The 26,451-nt window shown below is 73.6% G+C and carries 23 protein-coding genes; 11 read left to right on the top strand and 12 right to left on the bottom strand.

From position 1 onward, the window contains the following. Window positions 1–103: 103 nt before the first annotated feature. Window positions 104–1,642 carry an amidophosphoribosyltransferase gene (purF, locus tag ACFUC1_RS10015; protein WP_379119206.1) on the bottom strand — a complete coding sequence of 513 codons (1,539 nt, stop codon included), beginning with the start codon at window positions 1,640–1,642 and terminating at the stop codon, window positions 104–106. A gap of 49 nt (window positions 1,643–1,691) precedes the next feature. Then, window positions 1,692–1,919, bottom strand: a complete 228-nt coding sequence (locus tag ACFUC1_RS10010) for a hypothetical protein (RefSeq protein WP_379119204.1) — start codon at window positions 1,917–1,919, stop codon at window positions 1,692–1,694. Window positions 1,920–2,002: 83 nt separating this feature from the next. Here ACFUC1_RS10010 and ACFUC1_RS10005 point away from each other — a divergent pair, with 83 nt between their 5' ends. From ACFUC1_RS10005 to ACFUC1_RS09990, 4 genes are all read left to right on the top strand, one after another. After that, window positions 2,003–3,658 (top strand): molybdopterin-dependent oxidoreductase, encoded by a 1,656-nt coding sequence (locus ACFUC1_RS10005; RefSeq protein WP_379119202.1) that lies wholly within the window; start codon window positions 2,003–2,005, stop codon window positions 3,656–3,658. Window positions 3,659–3,846: 188 nt separating this feature from the next. Then, window positions 3,847–4,494, top strand: a complete 648-nt coding sequence (locus ACFUC1_RS10000; RefSeq protein WP_379119200.1) for a fasciclin domain-containing protein — start codon at window positions 3,847–3,849, stop codon at window positions 4,492–4,494. A 24-nt stretch (window positions 4,495–4,518) separates the two neighbouring features. After that, window positions 4,519–5,115: an ECF RNA polymerase sigma factor SigK gene (gene sigK, locus ACFUC1_RS09995; protein ID WP_379119198.1), complete on the top strand. Its 597-nt coding sequence runs from the start codon at window positions 4,519–4,521 to the stop codon at window positions 5,113–5,115. Beyond that, window positions 5,112–6,053, top strand: a complete 942-nt coding sequence (locus tag ACFUC1_RS09990; protein ID WP_379119196.1) for an anti-sigma factor domain-containing protein — start codon at window positions 5,112–5,114, stop codon at window positions 6,051–6,053. Before sigK ends, ACFUC1_RS09990 begins: the two co-directional genes overlap by 4 nt. Before the next feature lie 43 nt (window positions 6,054–6,096). On the opposite strand, the gene ACFUC1_RS09985 is transcribed toward ACFUC1_RS09990, so the two are convergent. Continuing rightward, entirely contained in the window at window positions 6,097–6,960 is an 864-nt protein-coding gene (locus tag ACFUC1_RS09985) for an LLM class flavin-dependent oxidoreductase (protein ID WP_379119194.1), read from the bottom strand. 118 nt (window positions 6,961–7,078) lie between these two features. On the opposite strand from ACFUC1_RS09985, the gene ACFUC1_RS09980 reads away from it, so the two are divergent. The 3 genes from ACFUC1_RS09980 to ACFUC1_RS09970 are packed head-to-tail and all read left to right on the top strand — an operon-like array spanning window position 7,079 to window position 10,002. Beyond that, complete coding sequence (locus ACFUC1_RS09980; RefSeq protein WP_379119192.1) at window positions 7,079–8,125, top strand: zinc-dependent alcohol dehydrogenase family protein; 1,047 nt, start codon at window positions 7,079–7,081, stop codon at window positions 8,123–8,125. A gap of 2 nt (window positions 8,126–8,127) precedes the next feature. Next, window positions 8,128–8,931, top strand: coding sequence for a spermidine synthase (locus ACFUC1_RS09975; RefSeq protein WP_379119190.1), 804 nt, complete (start codon window positions 8,128–8,130; stop codon window positions 8,929–8,931). 27 nt (window positions 8,932–8,958) lie between these two features. Beyond that, window positions 8,959–10,002 carry a Gfo/Idh/MocA family protein gene (locus ACFUC1_RS09970; protein WP_379119189.1) on the top strand — a complete coding sequence of 348 codons (1,044 nt, stop codon included), beginning with the start codon at window positions 8,959–8,961 and terminating at the stop codon, window positions 10,000–10,002. Window positions 10,003–10,088: 86 nt separating this feature from the next. Here ACFUC1_RS09970 and ACFUC1_RS09965 read toward each other — a convergent pair whose 3' ends face one another. The 6 genes from ACFUC1_RS09965 to ACFUC1_RS09940 form a co-directional block, all read right to left on the bottom strand. After that, on the bottom strand, window positions 10,089–10,451 hold the full coding sequence (locus ACFUC1_RS09965; RefSeq protein ID WP_379119187.1) for a sterol carrier family protein: 363 nt from the start codon (window positions 10,449–10,451) through the stop codon (window positions 10,089–10,091). A gap of 207 nt (window positions 10,452–10,658) precedes the next feature. After that, on the bottom strand, window positions 10,659–11,822 hold the full coding sequence (locus tag ACFUC1_RS09960; RefSeq protein ID WP_379119186.1) for an ATP-binding protein: 1,164 nt from the start codon (window positions 11,820–11,822) through the stop codon (window positions 10,659–10,661). Between the two features lie 74 nt (window positions 11,823–11,896). Continuing rightward, window positions 11,897–14,212: a phosphoribosylformylglycinamidine synthase subunit PurL gene (gene purL, locus ACFUC1_RS09955; RefSeq protein ID WP_379119185.1), complete on the bottom strand. Its 2,316-nt coding sequence runs from the start codon at window positions 14,210–14,212 to the stop codon at window positions 11,897–11,899. After that, on the bottom strand, window positions 14,209–14,892 hold the full coding sequence (purQ, locus tag ACFUC1_RS09950) for a phosphoribosylformylglycinamidine synthase subunit PurQ (RefSeq protein ID WP_379119183.1): 684 nt from the start codon (window positions 14,890–14,892) through the stop codon (window positions 14,209–14,211). Before purQ ends, purL begins: the two co-directional genes overlap by 4 nt. Beyond that, window positions 14,889–15,158: a phosphoribosylformylglycinamidine synthase subunit PurS gene (gene purS / locus ACFUC1_RS09945; protein ID WP_379119180.1), complete on the bottom strand. Its 270-nt coding sequence runs from the start codon at window positions 15,156–15,158 to the stop codon at window positions 14,889–14,891. Before purS ends, purQ begins: the two co-directional genes overlap by 4 nt. A 318-nt stretch (window positions 15,159–15,476) precedes the next feature. Beyond that, window positions 15,477–16,391: a phosphoribosylaminoimidazolesuccinocarboxamide synthase gene (locus ACFUC1_RS09940; RefSeq protein WP_379119178.1), complete on the bottom strand. Its 915-nt coding sequence runs from the start codon at window positions 16,389–16,391 to the stop codon at window positions 15,477–15,479. A 234-nt stretch (window positions 16,392–16,625) separates the two neighbouring features. Here ACFUC1_RS09940 and ACFUC1_RS09935 point away from each other — a divergent pair, with 234 nt between their 5' ends. Together ACFUC1_RS09935 and ACFUC1_RS09930 are read left to right on the top strand one after the other, a co-directional pair. Continuing rightward, window positions 16,626–18,077: an MFS transporter gene (locus ACFUC1_RS09935; RefSeq protein WP_379119176.1), complete on the top strand. Its 1,452-nt coding sequence runs from the start codon at window positions 16,626–16,628 to the stop codon at window positions 18,075–18,077. A 146-nt stretch (window positions 18,078–18,223) separates the two neighbouring features. Further along, window positions 18,224–18,970, top strand: coding sequence for a phosphotransferase (locus ACFUC1_RS09930; protein WP_379119174.1), 747 nt, complete (start codon window positions 18,224–18,226; stop codon window positions 18,968–18,970). A 72-nt stretch (window positions 18,971–19,042) separates the two neighbouring features. Here the strand turns inward: ACFUC1_RS09930 and purD are convergent, their stop codons facing one another. Continuing rightward, window positions 19,043–20,326 carry a phosphoribosylamine--glycine ligase gene (purD, locus tag ACFUC1_RS09925; RefSeq protein WP_379119173.1) on the bottom strand — a complete coding sequence of 428 codons (1,284 nt, stop codon included), beginning with the start codon at window positions 20,324–20,326 and terminating at the stop codon, window positions 19,043–19,045. Window positions 20,327–20,624: 298 nt separating this feature from the next. Between purD and ACFUC1_RS09920 the strand changes: the two genes are divergently transcribed. Then, complete coding sequence (locus ACFUC1_RS09920) at window positions 20,625–21,668, top strand: response regulator transcription factor (RefSeq protein ID WP_379119171.1); 1,044 nt, start codon at window positions 20,625–20,627, stop codon at window positions 21,666–21,668. A gap of 138 nt (window positions 21,669–21,806) precedes the next feature. Beyond that, on the top strand, window positions 21,807–24,023 hold the full coding sequence (locus ACFUC1_RS09915) for a HelD family protein (protein ID WP_379119170.1): 2,217 nt from the start codon (window positions 21,807–21,809) through the stop codon (window positions 24,021–24,023). Between the two features lie 21 nt (window positions 24,024–24,044). On the opposite strand, the gene ACFUC1_RS09910 is transcribed toward ACFUC1_RS09915, so the two are convergent. Together ACFUC1_RS09910 and ACFUC1_RS09905 are read right to left on the bottom strand one after the other, a co-directional pair. Further along, entirely contained in the window at window positions 24,045–25,346 is a 1,302-nt protein-coding gene (locus ACFUC1_RS09910; protein ID WP_379119168.1) for an adenylosuccinate synthase, read from the bottom strand. A 102-nt stretch (window positions 25,347–25,448) separates the two neighbouring features. Continuing rightward, the gene (locus ACFUC1_RS09905) at window positions 25,449–26,288 is read right to left on the bottom strand and encodes a hypothetical protein (RefSeq protein ID WP_379119166.1); all 840 of its coding nucleotides are present in this window, start codon (window positions 26,286–26,288) and stop codon (window positions 25,449–25,451) included. Window positions 26,289–26,451: the final 163 nt, after the last annotated feature.

Below are 26,451 nucleotides of genomic sequence, written 5' to 3'. Positions count from 1 at the left end.
GCGATCCGGCTCCTCGGCATGCGACCACCTCCACGTCCCAGCCAGTGCAGCACCGGCGGGAGCGAGGAGACAGGGACCTAGGACCGGGGTCCGGGCCTTCGCGTCAGGGTCGGGTCAGCGCGTCCTCGGCGCCGCCGGCCACGCCGAGGCTCACGCCGTCGACGTCGAGCGGCAGCGTCTCGAACAGGTTCTTGCCGAGCCGGGAGTCGTCGGGCAGCGGCACCGGGTAGCTGCCGGTGAAGCAGGCCGTGCACAGGGCCGACCGGGGCTGCTCGGTGGCGGCGACCATCCCCTCCTCGGAGATGTAGCCGAGGGAGTCGGCGCCGATCGACGTGCACACCTCGTCGACCCCGATGCCGGTCGCGATGAGCTCGGCCCGGGTCGCGAAGTCGATGCCGTAGAAGCAGGGCCAGCGCACGGGCGGCGAGGAGATCCGCACGTGCACCTCGGCCGCCCCGGCCTCGCGGAGCATGCGCACGAGCGCGCGCTGGGTGTTGCCGCGGACGATCGAGTCGTCGACGACCACGAGACGCTTGCCCTTGATGACGTCGCGCAGGGGGTTGAGCTTGAGCCGGATGCCGAGCTGGCGGATCGTCTGCGACGGCGCGATGAAGGTGCGCCCGACGTAGGAGTTCTTGACCAGGCCCTGGCCATAGGGGATGCCCGACTCCTGGGCGTAGCCGATGGCGGCCGGGGTGCCGGACTCCGGCGTCGGCATCACGAGGTCGGCCTCGACGGGGTGCTCACGCGCCAGCGCCCGGCCCATCTCGACCCGGGCCTCGTGCACGCCGCGGCCGCTGATGGTGGTGTCGGGGCGGGCGAGGTAGACGTACTCGAAGACGCAGCCCTTGGGCTCCGCCGGGGCGAACCGCTGCGAGCGCAGGCCCTCCTCGTCGATGGCGATGAGCTCGCCGGGCTCGACCTCGCGGATCATCGAGGCGCCGACGATGTCGAGCGCCGCGGTCTCGGAGGCGACCACCCAGCCGCGCTCGAGCCGGCCGAGCACGAGCGGGCGGATCCCGTGCGGGTCGCGGGCGGCATACAGGGTCGTCTCGTCCATGAAGACGAAGCAGAAGGCGCCGCGCAGCAGCGGCAGGATCTCCAGCGCCGCGGCCTCGAGCGAGCGGTCCGGGTCGTCTGAGAGCAGGGCGGTGACGAGCGCGGTGTCGGTGGTGTTGCCGCGGGTCAGCTCGCCCCGGCTGCCGCCGAACCCGTCCGCACGCCGGTCGGCGACGAGGTCGCGCAGCTCGGCGGAGTTGATGAGGTTGCCGTTGTGCGCCAGCGCCACGGTCGAGGAGTCGTGGCCGCCGAGGGTCGGCTGGGCGTTCTCCCAGGTCGAGCCGCCCGTGGTGGAGTAACGGCAGTGGCCGACGGCGAGGTGACCGCGCAACGAGGCCAGCGACCGCTCGTCGAAGACCTGGGAGACGAGGCCCATGTCCTTGTAGACGAGGATCGAGCGGCCGTCGGAGGTCGCGATGCCGGCCGACTCCTGCCCGCGGTGCTGCAGGGCGTAGAGGCCGTAGTAGGCGAGCTTGGCGACCTCCTCACCGGGGGCCCACACACCGAAGACCCCGCAGGCGTCCTGCGGGCCCTTCTCGCCGGGGAGGATGTCGTGGGAGAGCTGTCCGTCGCCGCGTGCCACGAGCCCCATCCTCCCACAGGCCCCGGCCGCACCTGCGCCGGACGGCCGGTCAGTCGCGCCGGTCGAGCAGCACTGCGACGACGGCGGCGAGCAGGCCGAAGACGAAGGCCCCCACCAGCCCGAGGAACATCACGGCGCTGCCCGAGCTGTAGGACTGCCCGTACTGCGTCGTGTTCTCGGGGTTGAGGTAGGCGAACGCGGACCCGACGACGAAGCCCACGATGACGCCGGTGGCGATGAACGCGACGAAGTTGGGGTAGCGACGGGTGCGGCTCACCCCTCCACGGTACCTGCCGTCCGCGGAGCCCACCGATGCGGGCGTGACCCATCCGCAACCCGCGGCGAGTACGAATGGAGGTCATGAGCACCTCCACGAGGACCACCCGCCTGAGGTATGCCGTCAGCGGCCTGCTCGCCGCTGCCGCCGGCATGGCCGTGGGCCACCTCGTGGCGGCGTTCGTGAACCCGGCGGCCTCGCCGGTGCTGGCCATCGGGTCCACGGTGGTGGACGCCACGCCCACCCCCGTCAAGGAGTGGGCGGTGCAGACCCTGGGCACCAACGACAAGCCCGTGCTGCTCACCACCGTCGCCGTGGTGACCGCCCTCGCCTCCGCAGGCATCGGGCTGCTGGCGCGCAACCGCCACCCCCTCGCCAACGCCCTGCTCGTCGCCCTCGCCGCCCTGGCCGGGATCGCGGCGCTGCTCCGGCCCGCCTCCTTGCCGCAGGACATCGTCCCGGCCGTCGCCGCGGGCACGGTGGGCGTGGCGGTCCTGTCCGGCCTGCGGCTGCTCGCCGGGCGCGTCGAGGACTCGGCCCAGCTCGCCGCCCTCGGGGCCGGCCAGCGGCCCGAGCGTGCTGCCGCGACGGTGCCGGACCGGGGCTGGGCCACCTCGCGCGGCCAGGCACCGGAGTCGCCGCTGGACCACACGTCGTACGCACCGGGCACGCCCGGCGCCCCCGCCCGCCGCAGCTTCCTGCTCGGGGCGGCAGGGGTCACCGTCGGCGCCGTGGCCGTCGGCGCCCTGAGCCAGAAGCTCGGCGGCGGCGCCTCGACCCCCGCCGACGTGACCCTCCCGACCCCGGCCCGAACGCTCCCGCCGCTGCCCACCGGGATCGAGGGCATAGTCAAGGGGGTCAGCCCGTTCCGGACCCCGACGGCGGACTTCTACCGGGTCGACACGGCACTGGTCATCCCCCGCGTCGACGTCGACACCTGGAAGCTGGAGGTCGACGGCATGGTCGACCGGCCGTTCTCGATGTCGTTCAAGGACCTGCTGACCCTGGAGGTGATCGAGAAGGACATCACCCTGAACTGCGTCAGCAACGACGTCGGAGGGCCGTACATCTCCTCGACGCGCTGGCTCGGCGTGCGGGTGCGGGACGTGCTCGAGCGGGCCGGGATCCAGTCGGGCGTCGACCAGATCTTCAGCGAGTCCGTCGACGGCATGACGATCTCCACCCCGGTGGAGGCGCTCACCGACGACCGCGACGCCCTCATCGCCATCGCCATGGACGGGCAGCCGCTGCCGGCGCGCCACGGCTTTCCCGCCCGGCTCGTCACCCCCGGCCTCTACGGTTTCGTCGGCGCGACCAAGTGGCTGAGCAAGCTGACCGCGACGACGTACGCCAGGGACAAGGCCTACTGGACCGAGCGGGACTGGGTGACCGATGCCCCGGTGAAGACCCAGTCGCGGATCGACACGCCCATGGGGCTCGGGACCTACAAGCCCGGGAAGATCCCCGTCGGGGGCGTGGCCTGGGCGCAGGCCGGCGGCGGCATCAGCAAGGTCGAGGTCCGCATCGACGACGGGCCCTGGCACGAGGCGACCCTCGGGCCCGACGGCGGCACGACGTACTGGCGGCAGTGGAGCTGGGTCTGGGACGCCACGAGCGGGCGCCACGACGTGACGGTCCGGGCCACGAACGGGAAGGGCGAGGTCCAGACGGACAGACGGACCGACCCGTTCCCCGGTGGTGCCTCCGGGTACCACTCGATCGTCGTCATCGTCTCCTGACGACGAGGCCGCGCACCCACCGTAGGGGGAGGGTGCGCGGCCGACGCGTGCCCGGGCGCGGGTGCAGGAGCGGTGGCCGCTGGACATTCGCGGCATACGCGAATTCTTTTCTGCCGCAACCCAATCCGACTCACGAGCAGCACCGAATCGCTGGTGTAACTCGAACCTCTACCAAGGAGCGTCACACCATGAGCACTGCACGTCGCAGCACCATCGCTGCCCTTGCCCTCGCCCTGCCGCTCGGCCTCGCGGCGTGTGGCAGCTCGAACGGCAGCGCGAGCGCCGGCACCTCGAGCAGCTCGTCCTCGAGCATGCCGAGCTCGTCCAGCTCGTCGTCGTCCTCCTCGTCGTCCTCCGACATGATGGGCCAGCCGTTCGGCGCCGCCTGCAGCGCGGTCCCGAAGGACGGCAAGGGCTCGTTCGCCGGGATGGCCACCGACCCCGTCGCCACGGCCGCCAGCAACAACCCGGTGCTGAGCCAGCTCGTCGGCGCGGTCAAGGAGGCCGGCCTGGTCGACACCCTCAACAGCGCCAAGGACATCACCGTCTTCGCCCCGACCAACGACGCCTTCAAGGCCGTGCCGAAGGCCACGATGGACGCGGCGATGAAGGACCCGAAGGGCCTGCTCACCAAGGTCCTCACCAACCACGTCGTCCCGGGCAAGCTCACCCCGGACCAGCTCCCCGGCGACCACAAGACGCTGGCCGGCACGACGATCACCGTCACCGGCTCGGGCCAGTCCTTCAAGGTCGGCGAGGCTAACATCGTGTGCGGCAACGTGCAGACCGCCAACGCCACCGTCTACATCATCGACGGCGTTCTTCTTCCGAAGTAAGCAACTTCGGCCATGATGGTTCCCATGGCAGCGACTTCCCCAGGTCCCGGAGCGACCTGGGGAAGTGCTGCCGCCCCACCGGACCTGGCGGCGCTGCTCAAGGCGTGCGCGCTGGGTGACGAGGGCGCGTTCAGCCGGCTGTACGACCTCGTGTCGTCCCGCATCTACGGCCTGGTCCTGCGGGTCGTGCGCGACCCCGCCCAGTCCGAGGAGGTGGCCCAGGAGGCCCTCCTGGACATCTGGCGGACCAGCGCCCGGTTCGACCCCGCGCAGGGCTCGGCCATCAGCTGGATGCTCACCATCGCCCACCGCAAGGCGGTCGACCGGGTGCGTTCCGCCCAGGCCGCCACCGACCGCGAGGGCGTCTACGGCGCCCGCAACCAGGACCGCGAGTTCGACCAGACCGCCGAGACCGTCGAGCGCAGCCTCGACGCCCAGCGCGTCCGCAACGCCATGGAGACGCTCACCGAGACCCAGCGGGGAGCGCTCGAGCTGGCCTACTTCGGTGGTTACACGCACACCGAGGTGGCCGCTCTCCTGGACATCCCCCTGGGTACCGCAAAGACCCGGATCCGCGATGGGCTGATCCGGCTGAGAGACACGTTGGGGGTGCAGTCATGAGCGCCGACATCCACGGCCTCGTGGGCGCCTACGCCGTCGAGGCGGTCGACGACTCCGAGCGCGCTGCGTTCGAGGCCCACCTGGCCGAGTGCCCGGAGTGCCGGGCCGAGGTCTCCTCGCTGCGCGAGGCGGCCGCCCAGCTGGGCGTGCTCGCCGCGACCGCTCCCCCGTCCGGCATGCGCGACGCCGTCCTCGCCCGGATCGCCACCGTGCGCCCGCTCCCGCCGCTGGGTGCGGACCCGCACTCGGCGCCCGCCCCCGAGCCCGCGTCCGCCCCGGTCGACGCACCGTCCGCGGCTCCTCTCCCCGGGGCTGCGCCGGCCGTCCCGGCGGCCCAGGACGCGACGCCCGCTGGCCCGGCGTCGCCCCTGGCCACGGAGCCGACGCACCTCGTCCCGGTCCCGTTCCCGGTGACGGCTCCCCCGACCACCGCCACCAGCACGGAGGGCTCGTCCGGTGGGGTCGTGGTGCCGCTGCGGAGGCGGCGCGCGATGACCTGGCTCGCCGGTGTCGCCGCGGCTGCCGCGCTGGTGATCGGCGGCCTGGTGTGGAGCCCCTGGTCCGACTCGGGCCCCGGCGGTGGCGGCCCTGTCACGGCTACCGAGCGGGTGCTCGAGGCCAAGGACGCCCAGCGCTTCGTCAAGGTGATCGACGGCGCACGCGCCACGATCGTGCGCAGCCCGTCGCTCGGCAAGGCCGTGCTCATCGCGGACAACATGCCCTCGGCGCCCGCCGGCAAGGACTTCCAGATCTGGTTCGACCAGCCGGGCAAGGGCATGCAGAGCGCGCTGGTCATGCCGCACGGGAGTGCGCCGACGGTGACGGTCATGCTCGAGGGCGACGCGACCACGGCGACCGGTGCCGGGATCACCCTCGAGCCGGCAGGCGGCTCGCCGGAGCCCACGTCGGCACCGCTGGCGCTGTTCTCGTTCAGCTGACCGGCGACCCGCCGGCCACGACCGTCCGGGTGACCGGTCCTGCTCAGCGCAGGGTCGGCATCTGGGCGGCGGCCTGCTCGAGCACGGCCTCGCTCCCGGCATACACGCCCTCGGGGCGCGGCCAGTGGGTGACGACGTCGGTGAAGCCGAGCTGCGCCGCCCGGCCGACCATGTCCTCGAAGAGGTCCACGCTCTCGAGCGAGAACCGCGGTGAGCCGTCGAGCGACAGGTACCGGTCGAGCGGGCGTTCGCGCCCGGCCTGCGCCTCGGCCTCGTCGAGCCCCTGGGTGAGGCCCGCGACCCCTGACCACCACTCCTCGAGGGTGTCGCCGCCGGCGCCGTAGGTGACCCAGCCCTGGCCGAGGCGGGCGGCGAGCCGCAGCACGCGCGGGCCGTTCGCCGCGACCACGAACGGGAACCGGGGCCGCTGGGCCGACCCCGGCGGCGTGCGGGCGTCGACGGTCCGGTGGAACCGGCCGTCGAGGTCGACGTGGTCCTGCGTCGCCAGCCGGTCGAGCGCCTCGACGAACTCGTGGAACCGGTCCACGCGCTCCTTGAGCGACAGGTCCTCGCCGAGGATCCGCGCGTCGAGGTCGCCGCCGGTGCCCAGGCCGCAGAGCAGGCGGCCGCCCGAGATGTCGTCGAGGGCGAGGAGGTCGCGCAGGAAGACGTACGGGTGGCGGTAGTTCGGCGAGCTCACGAACGTGCCGAGCCGGATCGTGGACGTCACGGTGGCCGCCGCGGTCAGCGTCGGCAGCGCCCCGAACCACGGCGAGTCCGGCAGCCCCGCCCACACCAGGTGGTCGTAGGTCCAGGCGTGGTCGAAGCCGAGCTCCTCGGCGCCGCGCCACAGCCGTGCGGCGTCGGTCCACCGGTGCTCGGGTAGGATCGTGATGCCGAAGCGCATGCGCCGAGCGTATGCCGCGTCGTCGCGCCGGTCGCCCGCGGCGGCATCCCTGCCGCGCTCGCACCCGAGCGGGGGACCACCTCGAGCCGGCCGCGGGCGCGCGTGGCAGGCTTGCGCCGTGAAGGCAACGATTCTCAGCGCCCCCCGCGACATCCGCCTCGAGGACGTCCCGGACCCCACGATCGTCGCACCGACCGACGCCCTCGTCCGCGTCACCGCGGCCTGCGTCTGCGGCAGCGACCTGTGGCCGTACCGCGGCATCAACGAGGTCGCCGAGCCGACGCGGATCGGCCACGAGTTCGTCGGCGTCGTCGAGGAGGTCGGCGCCGAGGTGCGCAGCCTGCGCCCCGGCGACTTCGTCATCGCCCCGTTCAAGTACTCCGACGGCACCTGCCCCCACTGCCGTGTCGGCATCCAGACGTCGTGCGTGCAGGGCGGCTTCTGGGGCGGCCCGGACCGTGACGGCGTCATGGTCGACGGCGGCCAGGGCGAGTACGTCCGGGTGCCGCTCGCCGACGGGACCCTGGTGGCCACCCGCGAGGTGCCGGACGACGAGCTCGTCCCGAGCCTGCTCGCGCTGAGCGACGTCATGGGCACCGGCTGGCACGCGGCGGTCGCCGCCCGCGTGCAGGAGGGAGACACCGTCGTCGTGGTCGGCGACGGCGCGGTCGGCCTCAGCGGGGTGCTGTCCGCCGCGCGGCTGGGGGCCGAGCGCGTCATCGCGATGTCGCGGCACGCCTCCCGCCAGGCCATCGCCCGCGAGTTCGGGGCGACCGACGTCGTGGAGGTCCGCGGCGAGGAGGCCGTCGCCGCCGTGCACGAGCTGACCGACGGCGTCGGCGCCGACGCGGTGCTCGAGTGCGTGGGCACCGACGAGTCGATGCAGACCGCGATCGCCGTCGCCCGGCCGGGGGCCACGGTGGGCTACGTCGGCGTGCCCCACGGGATCGAGTACCCGGTGCGCGACCTGTTCAGCCGCAACGTCGGCATCGCCGGTGGCGTCGCCCCCGTCCGGCAGTACCTGCCGCAGCTGCGGGACGACGTCCTGTCCGGTGCGATCAACCCGGGGCTGGTCTTCGACCTCACGGTGCCGCTGTCCGACGTCGCCGAGGCGTATGCCGCGATGGACGAGCGTCGCGCGGTGAAGTCGCTCGTGCGGCCCTGACGGTGCCGGGCGACCTCGAGCTGGTCGACGACGGCACCGGGGGCACCGTCGTCATGCTCGACGGGCACCCTCAGTCCTACGTGCAACTCGACAACCCCAGGTTGCTCGTCTTCGAGTACGTCCAGTTCCTGGCCGCCGTCGTCGACTCGCTGCCCGAGGGGCCGCTCGCCGTCACCCACGTGGGTGGCGCCGGGCTGACCCTGCCGCGGTACGTCGCGCACACCCGCCCGGGCTCGCCGCAGATCGTCCTCGAGCCCGACGCCGCGCTCACCGAGCAGGTGCGCGCCGCCCTGCCGCTCCCCCGCGGCCACCGCATCCGGGTGCGCCCGGTCGACGGGCGCAGCGGGCTCGCCGCGCTCGCGGACGCCAGTGCCGACGTGGTCGTCGTCGACGCGTATGCCGGGGGCCGCGTGCCCGCCGACCTCGTGAGCACGGAGTGGTTCACCGAGGTCCGACGGGTGCTGAAGCCCGCGGGCGTGCTCGCCATGAACACGACCGACGAGCCGGCGCGGCGGCACCTGGCCCGGCTGCACGCCACGGTCCACGCCGTCCTGCCGCACACAGCCGCGATCGCCACGTCGGAGGTGCGCAAGGGCCGCCGCTTCGGCAACACCGTGCTGGTGGCGGGCTCGCGCCGCCTGCCGATGGACCAGCTGCCCCGGCGGGTCAACATGACAGCCTTCTCGGCGACCCTCGTGACGGGCCGCGAGCTCCTGGGGTCGCTCGGTTCCGCCCGGCCCTTCACCGACGCGGACGCCGAGCCGACGCCCCCGCCGCCGGTCCTCGACCGGTGGCGCGTGCGCTGACCGGCCTGCGCCCGGCAGGATGGACCCGTGCCCGACCTCACCCTGCCGCCGCCCCGCACCCCCGACCCCCACGACGCCCCCGTCCTGAGGTGGGGTGTCCTCGCCCCGGGCGGCATCGCCCGAGCCTTCACCGAGGCGGTCCACACCCGCTCCGGCCAGCGGGTCGTCGCCGTCGGGTCGCGCAGCATCGCGCGGGCTCAGGAGTTCGCCGGTGAGTTCGGAGTCGCGACCGCCCACGGCTCCTACGAGGAGCTCGTGGCCGACCCCGACGTCGACGCGGTCTACGTCGCGTCCCCGCACTCCGAGCACCGTGACCACGCGCTGCTCGCGCTGGGGGCCGGCAGGCCCGTCCTGGTCGAGAAGGCCTTCACCCGCAACGCCGCCGAGGCCCGTGAGGTCGTCGACGCCGCCCGCGCCGCACGGCTGTTCGCGATGGAGGCGATGTGGACGCGGTTCCTGCCGCACGTCGACGTCGTCCGCCGGTGCCTCGAGGACGGCCTGCTCGGTGAGGTGCACACCGTCTTCGCCGACCACGGCCAGAAGCTGTTCCCCGACGGCCCGCAGCGGCTCTCCGACCCGGCCCTCGCCGGCGGCGCCCTGCTCGACCTCGGCATCTACCCGGTGTCGTTCGCGTCGTTCGCCCTCGGCGCGAGGGGCGAGTTCCGGTCGGTCACGGCGCACGGCACCGTGACCGACACCGGCGTCGACGGCCAGGAGGGCGTGGTCCTCGAGAGCTCGAGCGGCGCCGTCGCCTCCGTCCTCGCGACGATGCTCACCAAGACAGGGACCACCGCCAGCATCTGCGGGACCCGCGCCCGCATCGACATCACCGGCGACTTCTACACGCCCGGCGCGGTCGTGCGACTCACCTCGCCCGACCACGAGGTCCTCGACGAGTACACCTCTCCCGAGCGGCAGGTCGGCCTGCACCACGAGGCCGTCGAGGTGGCCCGGCGCACCGGCGCGGGCGAGCTCGAGTCGCCGCTGTTGCCCCTGGACGAGACCGTGGCGATCATGTCCACGCTCGACGAGGTGCGCCGCCAGGTGGGGGTGTCCTACCCCGGGGAGTGAGCGAGCCGGCCCCGCGGCGCCGGCTCCCACGGGCGATCGAGCCCTGAGGCGGGCGCCCCCGACCGCAACCCCTGCGGGCGGAGCCGTCAGGCCAGCGGCATGAGCGGGCCGAGGTCGGCCCGGTGGCCGCTGACCCGCAGGCGCCCCGACTCCCACGCCGCGTCCCAGGCGAGAGTTCCCGTGGCGACCTCCAGCCAGGTCTGTGCGTCGGTCTCGACGACGTTCGGCGGGGTGCCGCGGGTGTGGGTCGTGCCCTCGACGCACTGCACCGCCCCGAACGGCGGCACGCGAACCTCGACGCTGCGACCGGGAGCGACCGAGGCGAGCTCCTCGAGCGTGTAGCGGACCGCCGTCGCGAGGTCGGCGCGGGCCGTGGAGGTGCCCTCCGAGCGCCAGACCCCGACGGCCTCCCGGCCGGCAGGCACGGGGACTCGGCGACGCGGCGGCATACCGGCATCGTCGCACGGGGTGGCACCACGACCGGCACCGGTCGCGCCCTCGGGACCTCGGGCCGGCGGCCTGGGCCGCACGATGGGTAGTTCTACCCATCGACCACCCGCGGGCCGCGTCCTAGTGTTTCCGGTGGGGACACCACTGGGGACGAACGGCCCGGTCACGCGGGGGGGACGCGTGACCGGGCCGCTCGGCGTCCGGGGTCAGCCGGGCAGGGTGAACCAGACGCTCGCGCCACCGGAGCCCGACTCGTCGATGCCCATGAGGCCGCCGTGCGCCTCGACGATCCGGCGGCAGGTGCTGAGCCCGATGCCCACGCCGTCGACCGTGCTCGAGGCCCGCTCCATGAGCCCGAAGACGCGCTCACGGTCCTGCGGCTCGACGCCGGGGCCGTTGTCGTCGACCGCGACCCGCCAGCCGTCGCTGATCTCGTCGCACGCCACCGAGACGACGGGCGCGACGCCCGACGCGGCGGTGAACTTCACGGCGTTGGCGAGCAGGTTCTGCAGGAGGGCGCGGAGCAGGGTCTCGTCGCCGGTGACCTCGGGCAGCTCCCCCACGTGCACCGTGGCACCGCTCTCCGCGAGCTGCGCGTCGAGGTCCTCCACGACCGCCGCCACGACAGCGCCGAGGTCCACGGCGGTGCGACGCGCCTTGCCACCCACGCGGGCGTACTCGAGCAGGTCGACGACGAGGGCGTTCATCCGGTCTGCGGCGAGCTCGGCCCGCGACAGCGCCATGGTCGCGAACGGCGCGTCGGCGAGCTCGGGGCTGCTGGAGGCCAGCTCGAGGAACCCGCGCAGGGCCGCCAGGGGGTTGCCGAGGTCGTGGCTGACCTGGCCGGCGAACCGGGCCAGCTGCTCGTTGGACCGGGTGAGCTCGCGGTGGGTGCGGCGCAGCTCGAGGACGTCGACGACCTGGGCGGCGAGCAGCTCCAGGGAGCGCGCGGCCGGCTCCGACAGGTCACGTGCGTCGTCGTCGAAGACGCAGAGGGTGCCGATGGGGATGCCGCTGGGCGTGACGAGCGGGCTCGAGGCGTAGAACCGGACCTTGCCGATGAGCCCGGTGACGAAGGGGTTCCGGGCGAAGCGGTCGTCCACGCGCGCGTCGGGCACGACAACCCGCTGACCGCCCTGGAACACCTGCGCGCACATGGAGTCCTGGCGCGAGCAGACCGAGGCCTCCATGCCCACGGCGGCCACCTGGTGCTGGTGGCGGTCGTCGATGATGTTGATGGCGGCGGCGGACACGTCGCACACGGCCGCTGCGAGCTCGACGAGCCCCTGCAGGTCGTCCTCGGGCGGGCGCCCGACGACGTCGTACGCCGCGATCGCCTGGCGCCGCGCCAGGTCCTGGGCCGTGCTCACGCCGCTCCCTCCGGACGCCTGCGCGTCGAGGCGACAATCACCCCGCCACGGGACATCCACCCGATGGAGGGATGTTAGCGACCGAAGACAGCGGGGAGGGTGCCGGTGTGCGCATCCCGGAGCGCTTCGTACGAAAGGCTGAACTGTCCTTGAACGTCCAGCCCATCGGTCTGGTCGTCGACGACGCCGATCCGGGCGTGCACCTGGCCGCGCGCGGTGCACATGTCGGTGAACCGCACCTCCTCCGAGCGCGGCACCGCGACGACGGCCCGGGCCGTCGACTCGCTGAAGAGGGCCGTGAACGCGTCGATCCCGTCGCGCTCGCAGACCTCCTCGAGCCAGATGCGCGCGCCGACGCCGTGGCGCAGGGTGGCCTCCGCCAGCGCGATGGCGAGGCCACCGTCGGAGAGGTCGTGCGCGGCGTCGACGAGCCCGTCGCGGCTGGCGTTGACGAGGATCTCGCCGAGCAGCTGCTCCGCCGCGAGGTCGACCACGGGCGGGTGGCCGCCGAGGTGGCCGTGGACGACGTGCGCCCACTCGCCGCCGTCGAGCTCGTCACGGGTGGTGCCGAGCAGGTAGATGACCTGGCCCGGTGTCTTCCACCCGCTCGGGGTGCGGCGCGCCACGTCGTCCATGACACCGAGGACGCCGATGACGGGGGTCGGGTGGATCGCGACGTCACCGGTCTGGTTGTAGAAGCTGACGTTGCCGCCTGTGACCGGGATGCCGAGCGCCTTGCAGCCCTCGGCGATGCCCTTCACCGCCTCGCGGAACTGCCACATCACGCCCGGGTCCTCCGGCGACCCGAAGTTGAGGCAGTCGGTGACGGCCAGCGGGGTCGCCCCCGCCGTCGCCACGTTGCGGTATGACTCCGCGAGCGCCAGCTGCGCCCCGGCATACGGGTCGAGCTTGGCGAACCGGCCGTTGCAGTCGGTGGACACGGCGACGCCGCGGCCCGTCTCCTCGTCGACGCGGACGACACCGGCGTCGTCGGGCATCGCGAGCGCGGTGTTGCCGAGGACGTAGCGGTCGTACTGGTCGGTGACCCAGGACTTGTCGCACAGGTTCGGCGACGCGAGCAGGGTGAGCAGGTCCGCGGCGACGGCCTCACCCGTGGCCGGCTTCGGCAGCGAGCCGGCGCCGTTCTCCTGCAAGGCGTCGAGGTATGCCGGGCGCTCCAGGGGGCGGAGGTACGTCGGGCCCTCGTGGGCGACCGAGCGCGGCGGGACGTCGACGACGACCTCGCCGTGCCAGGTGATGACGAGGTGGTCGCCGTCGGTGACCTCGCCGATGACGGTGGCCTCGACGTCCCAGCGCTCGCAGATCGCCATGAACTCGTCGAGCTTGGCGCCCGGCTCGACAACGGCCATCATCCGCTCCTGGCTCTCCGACATGAGGATCTCCTCGGGCCGGAGGCTGGCGTCGCGCAGCGGGACGAGGTCGAGCTCGACCTGCATGCCGCCGTCGCCGTTGGACGCGAGCTCGCTCGTGGCACAGGAGAGCCCGGCGCCGCCGAGGTCCTGGATGCCGTCGACGACCCCGGCCTTGTAGAGGTCGAGGCAGCACTCGATGAGCACCTTCTCGGCGAACGGGTCACCGACCTGCACGGCGGGGCGCTTGGTCGGGCCGCCCTCGTCGAAGGTCTCCGACGCGAGCACCGAGACGCCGCCGATGCCGTCGCCGCCGGTCTTGGCGCCGAACAGGACGACCTTGTTGCCCACGCCGGAGGCCTTGGCGAGGTGGATGTCCTCCACCCGCATGGCGCCGACGCACAGGGCGTTGACGAGCGGGTTGCCCTGGTAGCAGTCGTCGAAGACGACCTCGCCGCCGATGTTGGGCAGGCCGATGCAGTTGCCGTAGCCGCCGACCCCGGCGACGACGCCGGGCAGCACGCGCTGGGTGTCGGGGTGGTGCAGGTTGCCGAAGCGGAGCGGGTCCATGACCGCGATCGGGCGCGCGCCCATCGACATGATGTCGCGGATGATGCCGCCGACGCCGGTCGCGGCGCCCTGGTAGGGCTCGACGTAGGACGGGTGGTTGTGCGACTCGACCTTGAAGGTCACCGCCCAGCCATCGCCGATGTCGACGACGCCGGCGTTCTCACCGATGCCCACGAGCAGCTTCTCGCGCATCTCGTCCGTGGTGTTCTCGCCCCAGAGCGAGAAGTGCACCTTGGAGGACTTGTACGAGCAGTGCTCGGACCACATGACCGAGTACATCGCGAGCTCGGCGCTGGTGGGGCGGCGGCCGACGATCTCGCGGATGTTGGCGTACTCGTCGGGCTTGAGGCCGAGCTCGGCCCACGGCTGCTCGACCTGAGGGGTCTGGGCCGCGTGCTCGACGGTGTCGACGGCCGGACGGTCGGTGGGGCGGCCGGTGGTGGTGCTCACGAGTTCACAACCTGCTTGAGGATCGAGGTGAAGAAGGGCAGGCCGTCGAGGCTCGGGCCGAAGCCCTCCTCGACGCAGTGCTCCGGGTGGGGCATGAGGCCGACGACGTTGCCGCGCTCGTTGGTGATGCCGGCGATGTCGCGGTAGGAGCCGTTGGGGTTGCGGCCACCCTCGGGCACGACGTACCGGAACACGACGCGGCCCTCGCCCTCCAGCTCGTCGAGGGTGCGCTCGTCGGCGACGTACCCGCCCTCGCCGTTCTTGAGGACGATGGTGATCTCCTGGCCCGGCTCGAAGTCGGAGGTCCAGGAGGTCTGGGCGTTCTCGACCCGCAGCGTCGTGTCCACGCAGTTGAACTTGCGGTGGTCGTTGCGGATCAGCGCGCCGGGCAGCAGGTGCGACTCCGTGAGCACCTGGAAGCCGTTGCAGATGCCGAGCACCGGCAGGCCCCCCTGTGCCGCCGGCACCAGCTGGTCCATGACCGGGGCGAAGCGCGCGATGGCGCCGCAGCGCAGGTAGTCGCCGTAGGAGAACCCACCGGGGAGGATGACGGCGTCGACGCCTCTCAGGTCGGCGTCGCCGTGCCAGAGGCTGACCGGCTCGCCGCCGACGGCGCGCACCGCGCGGGCGGCGTCACGGTCGTCGAGCGACCCCGGGAACGTGACGACCCCGACCTTCACTGGTGGGGGTCCTCGTCGGCGCGCAGCTCACGGACCGAGACGACGTCCTCGATCACCGGGTTGGACAGCAGCTTCTCGGCTGCCTGCCGCGCGGCGGCGAGGTGCTCGTCCGTCACGTCACCGTCGACGGTGAGCACGAAGCGCTTGCCCTGCCGCACGTCGGTGAACTGGTCGAAGCCGAGCCGGGGCAGCGCCCCGCCGACGGCCTGGCCCTGGGGGTCGAGGATCTCTGGCTTCAACATGACGTCGATGACGACGTGGCCCATTCGGGTGTCTCCTGGGACGAGGGGAGGATGCCAGGAGCCAGTCTATCGGCGCCGCGGAGCAGGTATGCCGCGCGGTCCGCCCGGTGGGCGACGCCGGGGGTCCGCGCACGGCTGGCACCGGCGCGACCCGGGGGTGGAGAGCGGGGATCAGCACCCGGCATACCCGCACGAACCTCTGCTAGCAGAGGTTCGTCGTCTCAGCACAGGTTTGTGAGCTCAGCGCAGGGTGCACCCTGCGCTGGGTGCACCAAGCCCTGCTAGCAGAGGTTCGTGCCAGAGGGACGGGAGGGTGAGCCGTCGGGGCGGCCCAGGTTGGGGTCAGCCGGCGGTGAAGGTGCGTCCGGTCAGCCGCTCGTAGGCCTCGACGTACTTGGCACGCGTGCGCTCGAGCACGTCCTGGGGCAGCGGCGGCGGCGCCTCACCGGACGCCTTGTCCCAGCCGCTGGCCGGAGACATCAGCCACTCGCGGACGAACTCCTTGTCGAACGACGGCTGCGGGTGGCCCGGCTCCCACTGGTCGGCCGGCCAGAACCGCGACGAGTCCGGGGTGAGCACCTCGTCGGCGAGGACCAGCTCGCCGCCGTCGAGCCCGAACTCGACCTTGGTGTCGGCGATGAGGATGCCGCGCTCCGCGGCGATCTCGTTGCCCCGGGCCAGGATCCGCGTGGTCAGGTCGCGCGCCCGCGCAGCGAGGTCCTTACCCACGGCGGCCTCGACATCGGCATACGGCATCGGCTCGTCGTGCTGGCCCTCCGGCGCCTTCGTCGACGGGGTGAACACCGGCTCGGGCAGCCGCGAGCCGTCCACGAGGCCCTCGGGCAGCCGGATGCCGCTCACGTGGCCGTCCGCCTGGTACTCGCGCAGGCCGCCACCGGTCAGGTAGGCGCGCGCCACGCACTCGACCGGCAGCATCTCGAGCCGGCGCACGAGGACCGCCCGCCCCACGACCTCGGCGGGGACGTCCGTCGAGACGACGTGGTTCGGCACGAGGTCCTCGAGCTGCTCGAACCACCACAGCGACAGCTGCGTGAGCACGGCGCCCTTGTCGGGCACCGGCGTCTCGAGGATGAAGTCGAACGCCGAGAGCCGGTCGCTGGCGACCAGCAGCAGCTGGTCGTCGCGTGCCTGGCCGGTGGCGGGGTCCAGCGGGGCGTACAGGTCGCGCACCTTGCCGGAGTAGACGTGGGCGTAGCCGGGCAGCGCCGGCGGCGAGTCGAGCCGGGAGGACGTCATGTAGAACATCCTCCCAGCCCGTCGCGGGTCGGCGCGGCGCGGTCCCGGTGGCGGACGCGCCCGGGGTGCCCGTGCCTCGCGCGCCCCCGTCGCCGCGGCCGACCGCGTCCGAGCCGTAGAGCCGGGTCAGGAGTGCGGAAGACGCGGTGGGGGCCCGGTCCGGTTGGACCAGCCTGCCAGAGCGACGGCGGTCGGCTTGACTTCAAGTGGACTTCAACTTCCAGACTGGCACGCATGGCCACCGCACCCCCCGAGACCCGTCCCTCACTGCTCGCCCGCGAGCACCTCCCGTTCGCCACGGGAGCGGTCGCGCTGGTCACCCTCGGGGCGTTCGAGAACCGCGCGGTCTCCACCGTGCTCCCCACCGTGGCCAGGGACCTCGACGGGTTGTGGCTCTTCGGGGCCGCGAGCGCCGCGCCGCTCGTCACCTTCGTCGTCGCCACCACGGTGGCCGGCCTGTGGAGCGACCGGCGCGGCCCCCGGCCCGTGCTGCTCGCCGGCATGGCGTCCTTCGTGGCCGGCCAGCTGATCAGCGGACTCGCGCCGACGATGATCGCCTTCGTCGGGGGGCGGCTGCTCGGCGGCCTCGCCGAGGGCCTGTTCGACGTCGGACTCACCGTCCTCGTGGCGCGGGCGCTGCCGCCGTCCCTGCGCCCCAAGGTCTTCGCGACCTTCGCTGCCGCCTGGGTGCTGCCCTCGCTGCTGGGGCCGTCGGTCGCCGGGCTCATCGCCGAGCACGTCGGCTGGCGCGCCGTCTTCCTCATCGGCGTCGCACTGCTCGGCCCGGTGGCGGCGCTCCTCCGGCCGGCCATGACGAGCGCGCAGGCGAGGTCGGGACCGCCGCCGTCCGACACCCCCTCGGCCGACACCCCCTCGGCCGTCGCCTCGTCGAGCGACGGTCCTGGGGCTCCGGCCCGGTCGCGCGCTGCGGGGTGGGCGGTCCTCGCGGCCACCGGCCTCGCGACCCTCACAGCAGGGGGCTCGCTGCTCCCCCGGGGCGGCCTCGAGGGACCCGTGGGCGGGCTGCTCGTCCTCGCCGGCGTCGCCGCCCTCGTGCCGTCCCTGCGCGCGATCCTGCCGGCCGGGACGCTGACCGGGGCACCCGGCATACCCGCCCTCACGGCCGCGAGGGGGCTCCTCGGGGCGGCGTTCGGGACCACCGGCGGGCTCCTGCCGCTCATGCTCACCGAGGTGCACCACTACGGCCCGGCAGCGGCCGGAGTGAGCCTCACGATCACCGGCCTGTTCTGGGCGCTGGGCTCCCAGGTGCAGGGTCTGCGGGTCGTCCAGGAGCGCACGTCCGTGGCCACGCGGCTGCGCGTCGGGTTCGGGCTGCTCACGCTGGGGCTGCTCGGGCCCGTGGCCCTCTCGCTCGAGGTGGTGACGACATGGCTCGGCCTCGCCGCGTGGGCGGTGGCCGGGATCGGGATCGGCATCACCTCGCCGGCCATCAGCAACCACGTCCTGACGCTGTCGACCGAGGCCGACCAGGGCCGCAACTCGGCCGCGTCGTTCCTCGCGCCGTCGGTCACCCAGGCCGTGGCGTTCGCGGCCTCCGGCGCCGTCATCGCGTGGCGGGCCGACCAGCTCGGCGGCGGCCTGTTCGCCGTCATCATGGCCGGGTCGGTCGTCGCCGGCGCCGCCGGGCTCGCCCTCGCGAGGAGGGCCGCCGGCCCGGCGGCCTGACGGGCCCGGCGGGCTCACGGGGCTCGGCGGGCTCACGGGCCGGGCGGGCTCACGGGCCCGGCCGGTTCACGGGCCCGGCCGGTTCACCGGCCTACTGGGGGGACGTGCGGAAAACCCGGAGACGCGGGCGGCCCGGGGCGACGATCATGCCGGGCGTGGAGGAGCTCGAGGTCGTCGTCGCCCACAGTGAGCGCGCGACGCTGCGCGTGGGGGACGTGTTCCTCAAGGTCGACACCGACGAGACCCGCACGGACGTCGAGGTCGAGGCGATGGCGCTGGCTCCCGTGCCGACCCCCGAGGTCCTGTGGCACCACCCGCCCGTGCTCGCCCTCGCCGCGCTGGAGGGAGCGGCGCTCGGCCACCTCGGGGACCCCTCCCCCGCGTCGCCCGCGGCCTGGGCCGCCGCCGGTGCCGCCGTCCGGGCACTGCACGAGGCGCCGCTGCCGCCGTGGGCGGGACGCGACGCCGAGGTCCTCGCGGCGGAGCTGGACCGGGAGTGCGACTGGCTCATCGCGAACGCGGTCCTGCCGACCGACGTGGTGCTTCGCAACCGCCGGCTCGCCGAGACCGCGCTGCGGCCGTGGACCCCCGTCTTCGTCCACGGCGACCTGCAGGTCGACCACGTGTTCGTCGACGGCGACGAGGTCACCGGCATCCTCGACTGGTCGGAGGCCGCGCGGGGCGACGCGCTCCACGACCTCGCCACGCTCACGCTCGGGCACCCGGAGCACCTCGACGACGTGCTGGCCGGCTACGGCACCGATGTCGACCGGGACCTCGTCCGGGCGTGGTGGTCGCTGCGGTGCCTCGGGAACATGCGCTGGCTGGTCGAGCACGGCTACGGCCCGCCCGAGCACTACCCCGAGGTCGCGGTGCTGCTCTCCCAGCCGTGAGCCCGGGGCGGCACCTGGGTCGGCGCAGCCGCCACGACGCGGCTGCAGCCGCCACTACGCACCCGCGGGCCGCTACCCGACGTGCAGCTCGTTGCGCTCGGCCGCGAGCGCGATGTCGGTGCGGTGGTGCGACCCCTCGAGCGTGATCCGCTCGACGGCCTCGTAGACGCGCGACCGCGCCTGGCTGAGGCTGTCGCCGAGCGCGACGACGGACAGGACCCGGCCGCCGGCCGAGACGAGCGTCCCGTCGTCCGCGCGCCCGGTGCCCGCGTGCAGGACGTATGCCGTGGGCACGTCGTCGACGTCCTCGATGCCGGCGATCGCGTCCCCGGTCCGCGGCGTCGCAGGGTAGTCGGCCGCGGCGACGACGACGGTCACGGCGTGCTCGCTCGACCACGACAGGGCGCCGACCTCGTCCAGCGTCCCCGTTGCGGCGGCGTGCAGGAGACCCCCGAGCGGTGTGGTGAGCCGGGCCAGGACGACCTGGGTCTCGGGGTCGCCGAACCGGGCGTTGAACTCGATCACCCGCGGCCCCCGGGGTGTCAGCGCGAGGCCGACGAACAGGACGCCCACGAACGGGGTGCCACGACGGGCCATCTCCTCGATCGTCGGCTGCGCGATCCGGGTGACGACCTCGTCGGCCAGGCTCGGTGGCGCCCAGTCCAGCGGCGAGTACGCGCCCATGCCGCCCGTGTTGGGGCCCTCGTCGCCGTCGCCGACCCGCTTGAAGTCCTGGGCGGGCGCCAGCGGCAGGACGGTGCGGCCGTCGCTGACGCAGAACAGCGACACCTCGGGCCCGGACAGGAACTCCTCGACGACGACCCGGCCACCCTCCTTGGCGAGGCAGGCCCGCGCGTGCTCGACCGCCTGCTCCCGGTCCTGCGTGACGACGACCCCCTTGCCGGCGGCCAGCCCGTCGTCCTTGACCACGTGCGGCGCGCCCATGGCGTCGAGGGCGTCGGCGACCTCGTCGACGGTGGTGCACACCCGCGCCAGCCCGGTGGGCACGTCGGCCGCGGCCATGACGTCCTTGGCGAACGCCTTGCTGCCCTCGAGCCGGGCCGCGGCGGCCGAGGGGCCGAACACGGCGAAGCCCGCCTCGCGCAGAACGTCCGCCACGCCCGCGACGAGCGGGGCCTCCGGTCCGACGACCACGAGGTCGACGGCGTGGCGCCGCGCGACCTCCACGGCCGAGGCCGGGTCGCTCACCCCGCCGCGCAGCGGCTCGCACAGCGCCACCGCGTCCATCCCGGGGTTGCCGGGCGCGACGACGACGGCGTCGACGGCCGGGTCGGCGCCGAGCGCCTTGACGATGGCGTGCTCGCGGGCACCGGAGCCGAGGACGAGAACCTTCACGGGGTTCAGCGTAGAGGGCCGAGCCCCCCGCCCCGGGCGGTCGGCCAGCGACGCCGGCGTGAGGAGAAGGCCCCGGACGAGAAAGAGCGCGGCGTCCCGGGGAGGCAGGGGGGACATTCTCCCGGGGACGCCGCGCAGCCGACGTGCGGTCACCTGGCGGGGGAACCTGCAACCGAGCACGTGGGTCGACAGTGTCGACTGGCTCAAGAGTGGACCATCGGCGCCCTGCGGGTAAAGCCCAAAGCTGGCGGACTTGCGTCATTGACGGATAGACGCCAGCCGGGTGACGATGTGCCGCATGGCCGGAGCCGACCCGCTGCCACCGGACGACCCGCCCCGCACGGGACCGTCACCGGCCGATCTCGCGGCGGCCCTCGACCTCGACAGCGACGAGGCGGAGCAGACGGTGACGCGCGTCTACCTCTCCGTCGTGCAGCACCCCGAGCCGAGCCGCTCGCTGCTGCTCGCCCAGGGCATGCAGGGCCCGCTCGTCGACCTGGCCCTGCGCCTGCTGTCCGACCGTGGCCTGCTGCGGGTGCACCCCGGCGGGCAGGTGGAGGTCCTGCCCCCGGACATCTCGCTGCCCGCCCTCGCACTCGCCTACGAGCGCCAGGCCCGCGAGGCCCGGTCGGCCGCGCACGAGCTCGCCCAGGTCTACTTCCAGGCCCGCGCCGCGTCGCGGGGCCGGGACGCCGGCGCCATCCGGCTGCTGGACTCCCTCGACGAGATCGCCGCCGCGACGGCCGAGGCGGTGGCGTCGGGCCGCGAGCGCATCCGCACCTTCCGCACCCTCTCGCCCCGCACCAGGGCCGTCTTCGCCAGTCCCATCCACTCCCACGAGGAGGCCAGCAGGGGCGTGGGCGGGACGACGCTGGACTACACGACGGTCTACGACACCGCGGTGCTGGAGGTGGACAACCTGCTCGAGGTGCTCGAGGCCCGGGAACGCGGCGGCGAGCGGGCGCGGTTCAACAGCGCGGTGCCGTTCTCGGCCGTCATCGTGGACGACCACACCGCCGTGGTCGACCTCAGCGAGTTCGACCCCTCCGGCTTCGGCTCCGTCGTGGTGCGCGCCCGGCCCATGGTGCTCGCGCTGATCGCCCTCGCGGACCAGCTCTGGGACAGCGGCTCACCCCTGCACCGCACCGCCCAGGGCGGGGACCGGCGCGACCGCACGATCCTCGCGCTGATGGCCGCTGGCGCCACGGACGCGACGATCGCCCGGCAGACCGGCATCTCCCAGCGCACAGTCGAGCGCCGGGTCCGCGCGCTCATGGACCGGCTCGGTGCGGGCACGCGGTTCCAGGCCGGGGTGCAGGCCGCCCGCCGCGGCCTCATCTGAGCCCGCTCCCGAGGAGCGGCGCCGGGCCGCCCGGTGGTCACCACGCGCCCCGGTCCGTATGCCGTGGACGGCGCACGGGTGCGCACGGCGCCGGGCTAGACTCGTGCGTTCGCAGGAGGGACAACAGGAAGACCATTCGTGACCGATTCGGACCACACCACCCGCGCCGACACGGCGGCGGTGGCCCGTGAGATCGCCGTCGAGCAGGCCCACGTGGACCTCGTGTACGCCGAGCTCGCCAAGGCCCAGGCCCGGGCCGGCCTCGTCGAGGCCGACGGACTTGCCCGCGGTCGCACCGACCGCACCGGCGACGTGCGCGACGAGGAGCTGACCAGCCTCTTCGAGCGGGACGCGCTGGTGTTCAACGCGGCCCGTCGCCGCTCCACCCTCGACACCCAGTACGAGGGTCTCGTCTTCGGCAGGCTCGACCTCGACCACGCGATGTCGCGCGAGGGCGCTCCCCCCGACCGCGAGGTCCGATACATCGGGCGCCTCGGCGTCCGCGACGACGACTACGAGCCGCTCGTCGTCGACTGGCGCGCCCCGGCTGCCGCCGCCTTCTACCGCGCCACCCCGGTGGAGCCGATGGACGTCCTGCGCCGCCGCGTCCTGCGCTGCAAGGGCCCCGACGTCGTCGGCGTCGAGGACGACCTCATGGTCGCCGAGGCGCCCGAGGACCTCGTGGTCGTGGGCGACGGCGCGCTCCTCGCGGCGCTGACCCGCAGCCGCGGCGCGCAGATGCGCGACATCGTCGCGACCATCCAGCGCCACCAGGACGAGGCCATCCGCGCCAGCGCCCGCGGCGTCACCGAGATCACCGGCGGCCCCGGCACCGGCAAGACCGTCGTCGCGCTGCACCGCGCGGCCTACCTCCTGTACTCCGACCGCCGCCGGTTCGAGTCCGGCGGCATCCTCGTCGTCGGGCCCTCGTCCGCGTACACGGCATACATCGAGCGGGTGCTCCCGTCCCTCGGCGAGGAGTCGGTGACCCTGCGCTCCCTCGGCGACGTCGTCGACGGCATCACCGCCACCCGGCTCGACTCCCCGGAGGTGGCCGCGCTCAAGGGGTCGCTGCGCATCCGTCGCCTGCTGGCGCGCGCGGCGGGTGGCCGCGTCCCCGACGCACCGACGACGTTCCGGGCGTTCGTCGCCGGGCACGCCGTCCGCGTCGACACCCCGGTCCTCGACCGCATCCGCAGCCGGGTCCTGCGGGACCGGCAGCGCAACCTCGCGACCAAGGCCGTCGAGGCCGCGCTCGCCGAGGCGGCCTGGGCCAGTGTCCGCGAGGGCGACCGCGCCGAGTTCCTGGACCGGTTCGACGGGCACCTCGAGGTGGAGTCGTTCCTCGAGCATTGGTGGCCGCAGGTCGACCCGCGCGAGGTGCTGCTGTGGCTGGCCGACCCCGAGCTGGTGCGCCGCCACGGCCAGGGCGTGCTGACGCCCGAGGAGGCCGACCTGTTCGCCGCGTCGATGCGCGAGGCGCTCGAGACCGGCACCTGGTCGGTGGCCGACGCGGCCCTCGTCGACGACCTCGCAGCCCGGCTCGGCACCGTGCAGGACGCGCCCTCGGAGGAGCGCGGCTTCTACGAGATCGAGGAGCTCGAGGACGTGTCGCAGTTCGGCGTGGCCGAGGTCGGCGCGACCCCCGGCTCCGCCCGCGGCGCGGCCTCGCGGACCGCCCCCACCGACCCGCGCGAGCGGCTGCTGCACGGGCGCGTCGAGGGCCCGGGCGAGTACGCCCACGTCCTCGTCGACGAGGCGCAGGACCTGTCGCCGATGCAGTGGCGCATGCTCGGGCGGCGCGGCCGCTACTCGTCGTGGACCGTCGTCGGCGACGCCGCACAGGCGTCGTGGCCGGACGCCCAGGAGGCCGCCCGGGCGCGCGAGGAGGCGTTCGGCTCCCAGGAGCGCCGCCTCTTCCACATGGACACCAACTACCGCAACGCCCGCGAGATCTTCGACTACGCGGCGCGCGTGGTCCGGGCCGAGGTGCCCGACGCGGACATCCCGGCGGCGGTGCGCGAGACGGGCGTGCAGCCGGTCGAGGCCCGCACCACCGCCGCCGACGTCGCGGTCGCCGTCCGGGACGCCGTCGAGGCGCTGCTCGAGGACGTCGAGGGCTCCGTCGCGGTCGTGACCCCGAGCCGGTATGCCGCGAAGTTGGCCGGCGTGGACGGTGCCGCCGGGGGGCGGGTGGTGCTCATCGACCCCATGTCGACCAAGGGCCTGGAGTACGACGCCACGGTCATCGTCGACCCGGCGGAGATCACCCGGGAGTCGCCGGGCGGCATCCGGGTGCTGTACGTCGCGCTGACCCGCGCGGCGCACCGGATGACGGTGCTCGAGGTCGAGTAGAAGAGGGAGCGCCCGACGGCCTCAGGCATCCAGCAGCGGGTGGCGGCTGATGATCTCGTCGCGGCCGGGGCCGACGCCGATGGCCGAGACGCGGGCCCCGATGAGCTCCTCGAGCCGCAGCACGTACGCCTGCGCGTTCGCCGGCAGCTCCTCGAAGGTGCGGCAGGTGGAGATGTCCTCCCACCAGCCCGGCAGCTCCTCGTAGATCGGCTTGGCGTGGTGGAAGTCGGTCTGGTTGACCGGCATCTGGTCGTGCCGGACGCCGTCGACGTCGTACGCCACACAGATGGGCACGGTGTCCAGGCCGGTGAGCACGTCGAGCTTGGTGACGACGAAGTCGGTGACGCCGTTGATGCGGGTGGCGTAGCGGCCGACCACGGTGTCGACCCAGCCGCAGCGACGCGGTCGGCCGGTGGTCGTGCCGTACTCCGCGCCGGTCTTGCGCAGGAACTCGCCCTTGTCGTCGAACAGCTCGGTCGGGAACGGGCCCTCGCCGACGCGGGTGGAGTAGGCCTTGAGGATCGCGATGACGCGCGAGACGCGGGTCGGCGGGATGCCGGAGCCGGTGCACGCGCCGCCGGCGGTGGCGTTGGAGGACGTCACGAACGGGTAGGTGCCGTGGTCGACGTCGAGCAGGGTCGCCTGACCCGCCTCGAGCAGGACGTTGCTGCCGCGGGCCAGCGCCTCCTCGAGCACGAGGGAGGTGTCGGCGACCATGGGCCGCAGCCGCTCGGCATACCCGAGCAGCTCGTCCATCACCTCGTCGACCTCGACCGCGCGCCGGTTGTAGATCTTGGCGAGGACCTGGTTCTTGAACGCGAGGGCCGCCTCGACCTTCTGGCGCAGGATCTTCTCGTCGAAGAGGTCCTGCACGCGGATGCCGTTGCGCGCCATCTTGTCGGCGTACGTCGGGCCGATGCCGCGGCCGGTCGTGCCGATCTTGCGGGAGCCGAGGAAGCGCTCGGTGACCTTGTCGAGGGTCCGGTTGTACGGCGCGATGACGTGGGCGTTGGCGCTGACGACGAGCTTGGAGGTGTCGACGCCGCGGGCCTCGAGGCCGTCGATCTCCTGGAACAGGACGGCGAGGTCGATGACGACGCCGTTGCCGATCACCGGGGTGCACGTCGGCGTCAGGATGCCCGAGGGCAGGAGGTGCAGCGCGAACTTCTCGCGCTTGCCGTCCTTGTCGATGACGATCGTGTGCCCGGCGTTGTTGCCGCCGTTGAACTTCACGACGTAGTCGACGTCGGAGCCCATGAGGTCGGTGGCCTTGCCCTTGCCCTCGTCGCCCCACTGGGCACCCACCAGCACGATCGCCGGCATACCCACACCCTTCCTCGGTTCGTCCAAGCGGCCCGTCGTGACGGACCCGGTCAGGCAACAGGCCCCTGGCGTGGACGCACAGGGGCCCGGTACCCCGAAAGGCTACCGGTCGTCGCCACCCACAGGGTCCACGAGACCCTCCCGGGCGGCCGCGAGGCCGAGCTGGAACCGCGTCTGGGCACCGTGGACCTCCATGAGCGCGGCGACCCTGCGCCGCACCGTCCGGAGGCTGACGCCGAGGTAGCGGGCGATGGACTCGTCCTTGAGGCCGAGGCCGAGCAGCCGCAGCAGCCGCAGGTCCGACCCGGGTGCGTCGGAGTCCCGGGCCACGGGCAGGGCGCGCTCGAAGGCTCGGTCGAACAGGGTCGTGAACGCCGCCACGAGCATCGGCTCGCGGATGAGCACGTAGTCGGCGGCCGGGTTGCCCCACTCCGCCACGGCCATGACGGCCTCGTCGCCGAAGACCGCGAAGTCGCTCGGCGGCGCCAGGCTGACCCGTTGCTCCTCACCGGCCTCGGCCCACGACTGCACCCAGGCCCGGCCCTCCGGGCTCACCATCGCGTCCGCCGGGTAGATGGTGCGCTGGCGCACCCGCCCCGAACGCAGGACCTCCTGGGTGTGCCGGACGCTCTCCTCGTCGAGGCCGGGGCCGACGTCCAGGCTGAGGACGCAGCTGCGGATGGTGGTCGTGGTGCGCTCGGTCAGCTGGCGCAGCACCGGCGGCGCGAGGTCCGCGGCGACGCGCTCCCAGACGGGGGTCGGGCCGCCGCCGCCGGCGGGCGCGGTCGCCTCGGAGGACAGCTGCAGGAGGGCGTGGCGCACCTCGGCGAGCTCGGTCCGCCGGCGCTCGAGCTCCCCCTCGCCCCGCTCAAGGACGGCGTGCAGTCGGGCCACCGGGTCGTGGAACAGCCGGTTCACCACGATGGGGTCGTCGCTGGTCACAGGCCCGCCCCCGCCTTTCCTGTCATCATCTGTCCAATGGCAGCATAGTGACACATTCCGGGGACGAAGCCGTGCAGAATGGGCATCGCTGCAGCCCTCCCCGAAGAGGCAGGGGACGCGTCGGGGAGGTCGCAGCCCAGCAGGTCTCGACCTGCGCAGGGGG

The organism is Pedococcus sp. NPDC057267 (genome assembly GCF_042668795.1).
Classification (GTDB): domain Bacteria; phylum Actinomycetota; class Actinomycetes; order Actinomycetales; family Dermatophilaceae; genus Pedococcus.
The sequence above is the reverse complement of the archived record's forward strand: the minus strand, read 5'-3'. Positions and strand labels throughout refer to the sequence as shown.

Bases quoted from the DNA above. Each gene is read 5' to 3' on its own strand.
- ACFUC1_RS10005 (WP_379119202.1), top strand. From the start codon at position 2,003: ATGAGCACCTCCACGAGGACCACCCGCCTGAGGTATGCCGTCAGCGGC.
- ACFUC1_RS10000 (WP_379119200.1), top strand. From the start codon at position 3,847: ATGAGCACTGCACGTCGCAGCACCATCGCTGCCCTTGCCCTCGCCCTG.
- sigK (WP_379119198.1), top strand. From the start codon at position 4,519: ATGGCAGCGACTTCCCCAGGTCCCGGAGCGACCTGGGGAAGTGCTGCC.
- ACFUC1_RS09990 (WP_379119196.1), top strand. From the start codon at position 5,112: ATGAGCGCCGACATCCACGGCCTCGTGGGCGCCTACGCCGTCGAGGCG.
- ACFUC1_RS09985 (WP_379119194.1), bottom strand. From the start codon at position 6,960: ATGCGCTTCGGCATCACGATCCTACCCGAGCACCGGTGGACCGACGCC.
- ACFUC1_RS09965 (WP_379119187.1), bottom strand. From the start codon at position 10,451: ATGCCGCCGCGTCGCCGAGTCCCCGTGCCTGCCGGCCGGGAGGCCGTC.
- purS (WP_379119180.1), bottom strand. From the start codon at position 15,158: ATGGGCCACGTCGTCATCGACGTCATGTTGAAGCCAGAGATCCTCGAC.
- ACFUC1_RS09940 (WP_379119178.1), bottom strand. From the start codon at position 16,391: ATGACGTCCTCCCGGCTCGACTCGCCGCCGGCGCTGCCCGGCTACGCC.
- ACFUC1_RS09935 (WP_379119176.1), top strand. From the start codon at position 16,626: ATGGCCACCGCACCCCCCGAGACCCGTCCCTCACTGCTCGCCCGCGAG.
- ACFUC1_RS09930 (WP_379119174.1), top strand. From the start codon at position 18,224: ATGCCGGGCGTGGAGGAGCTCGAGGTCGTCGTCGCCCACAGTGAGCGC.
- ACFUC1_RS09920 (WP_379119171.1), top strand. From the start codon at position 20,625: ATGGCCGGAGCCGACCCGCTGCCACCGGACGACCCGCCCCGCACGGGA.
- ACFUC1_RS09910 (WP_379119168.1), bottom strand. From the start codon at position 25,346: ATGCCGGCGATCGTGCTGGTGGGTGCCCAGTGGGGCGACGAGGGCAAG.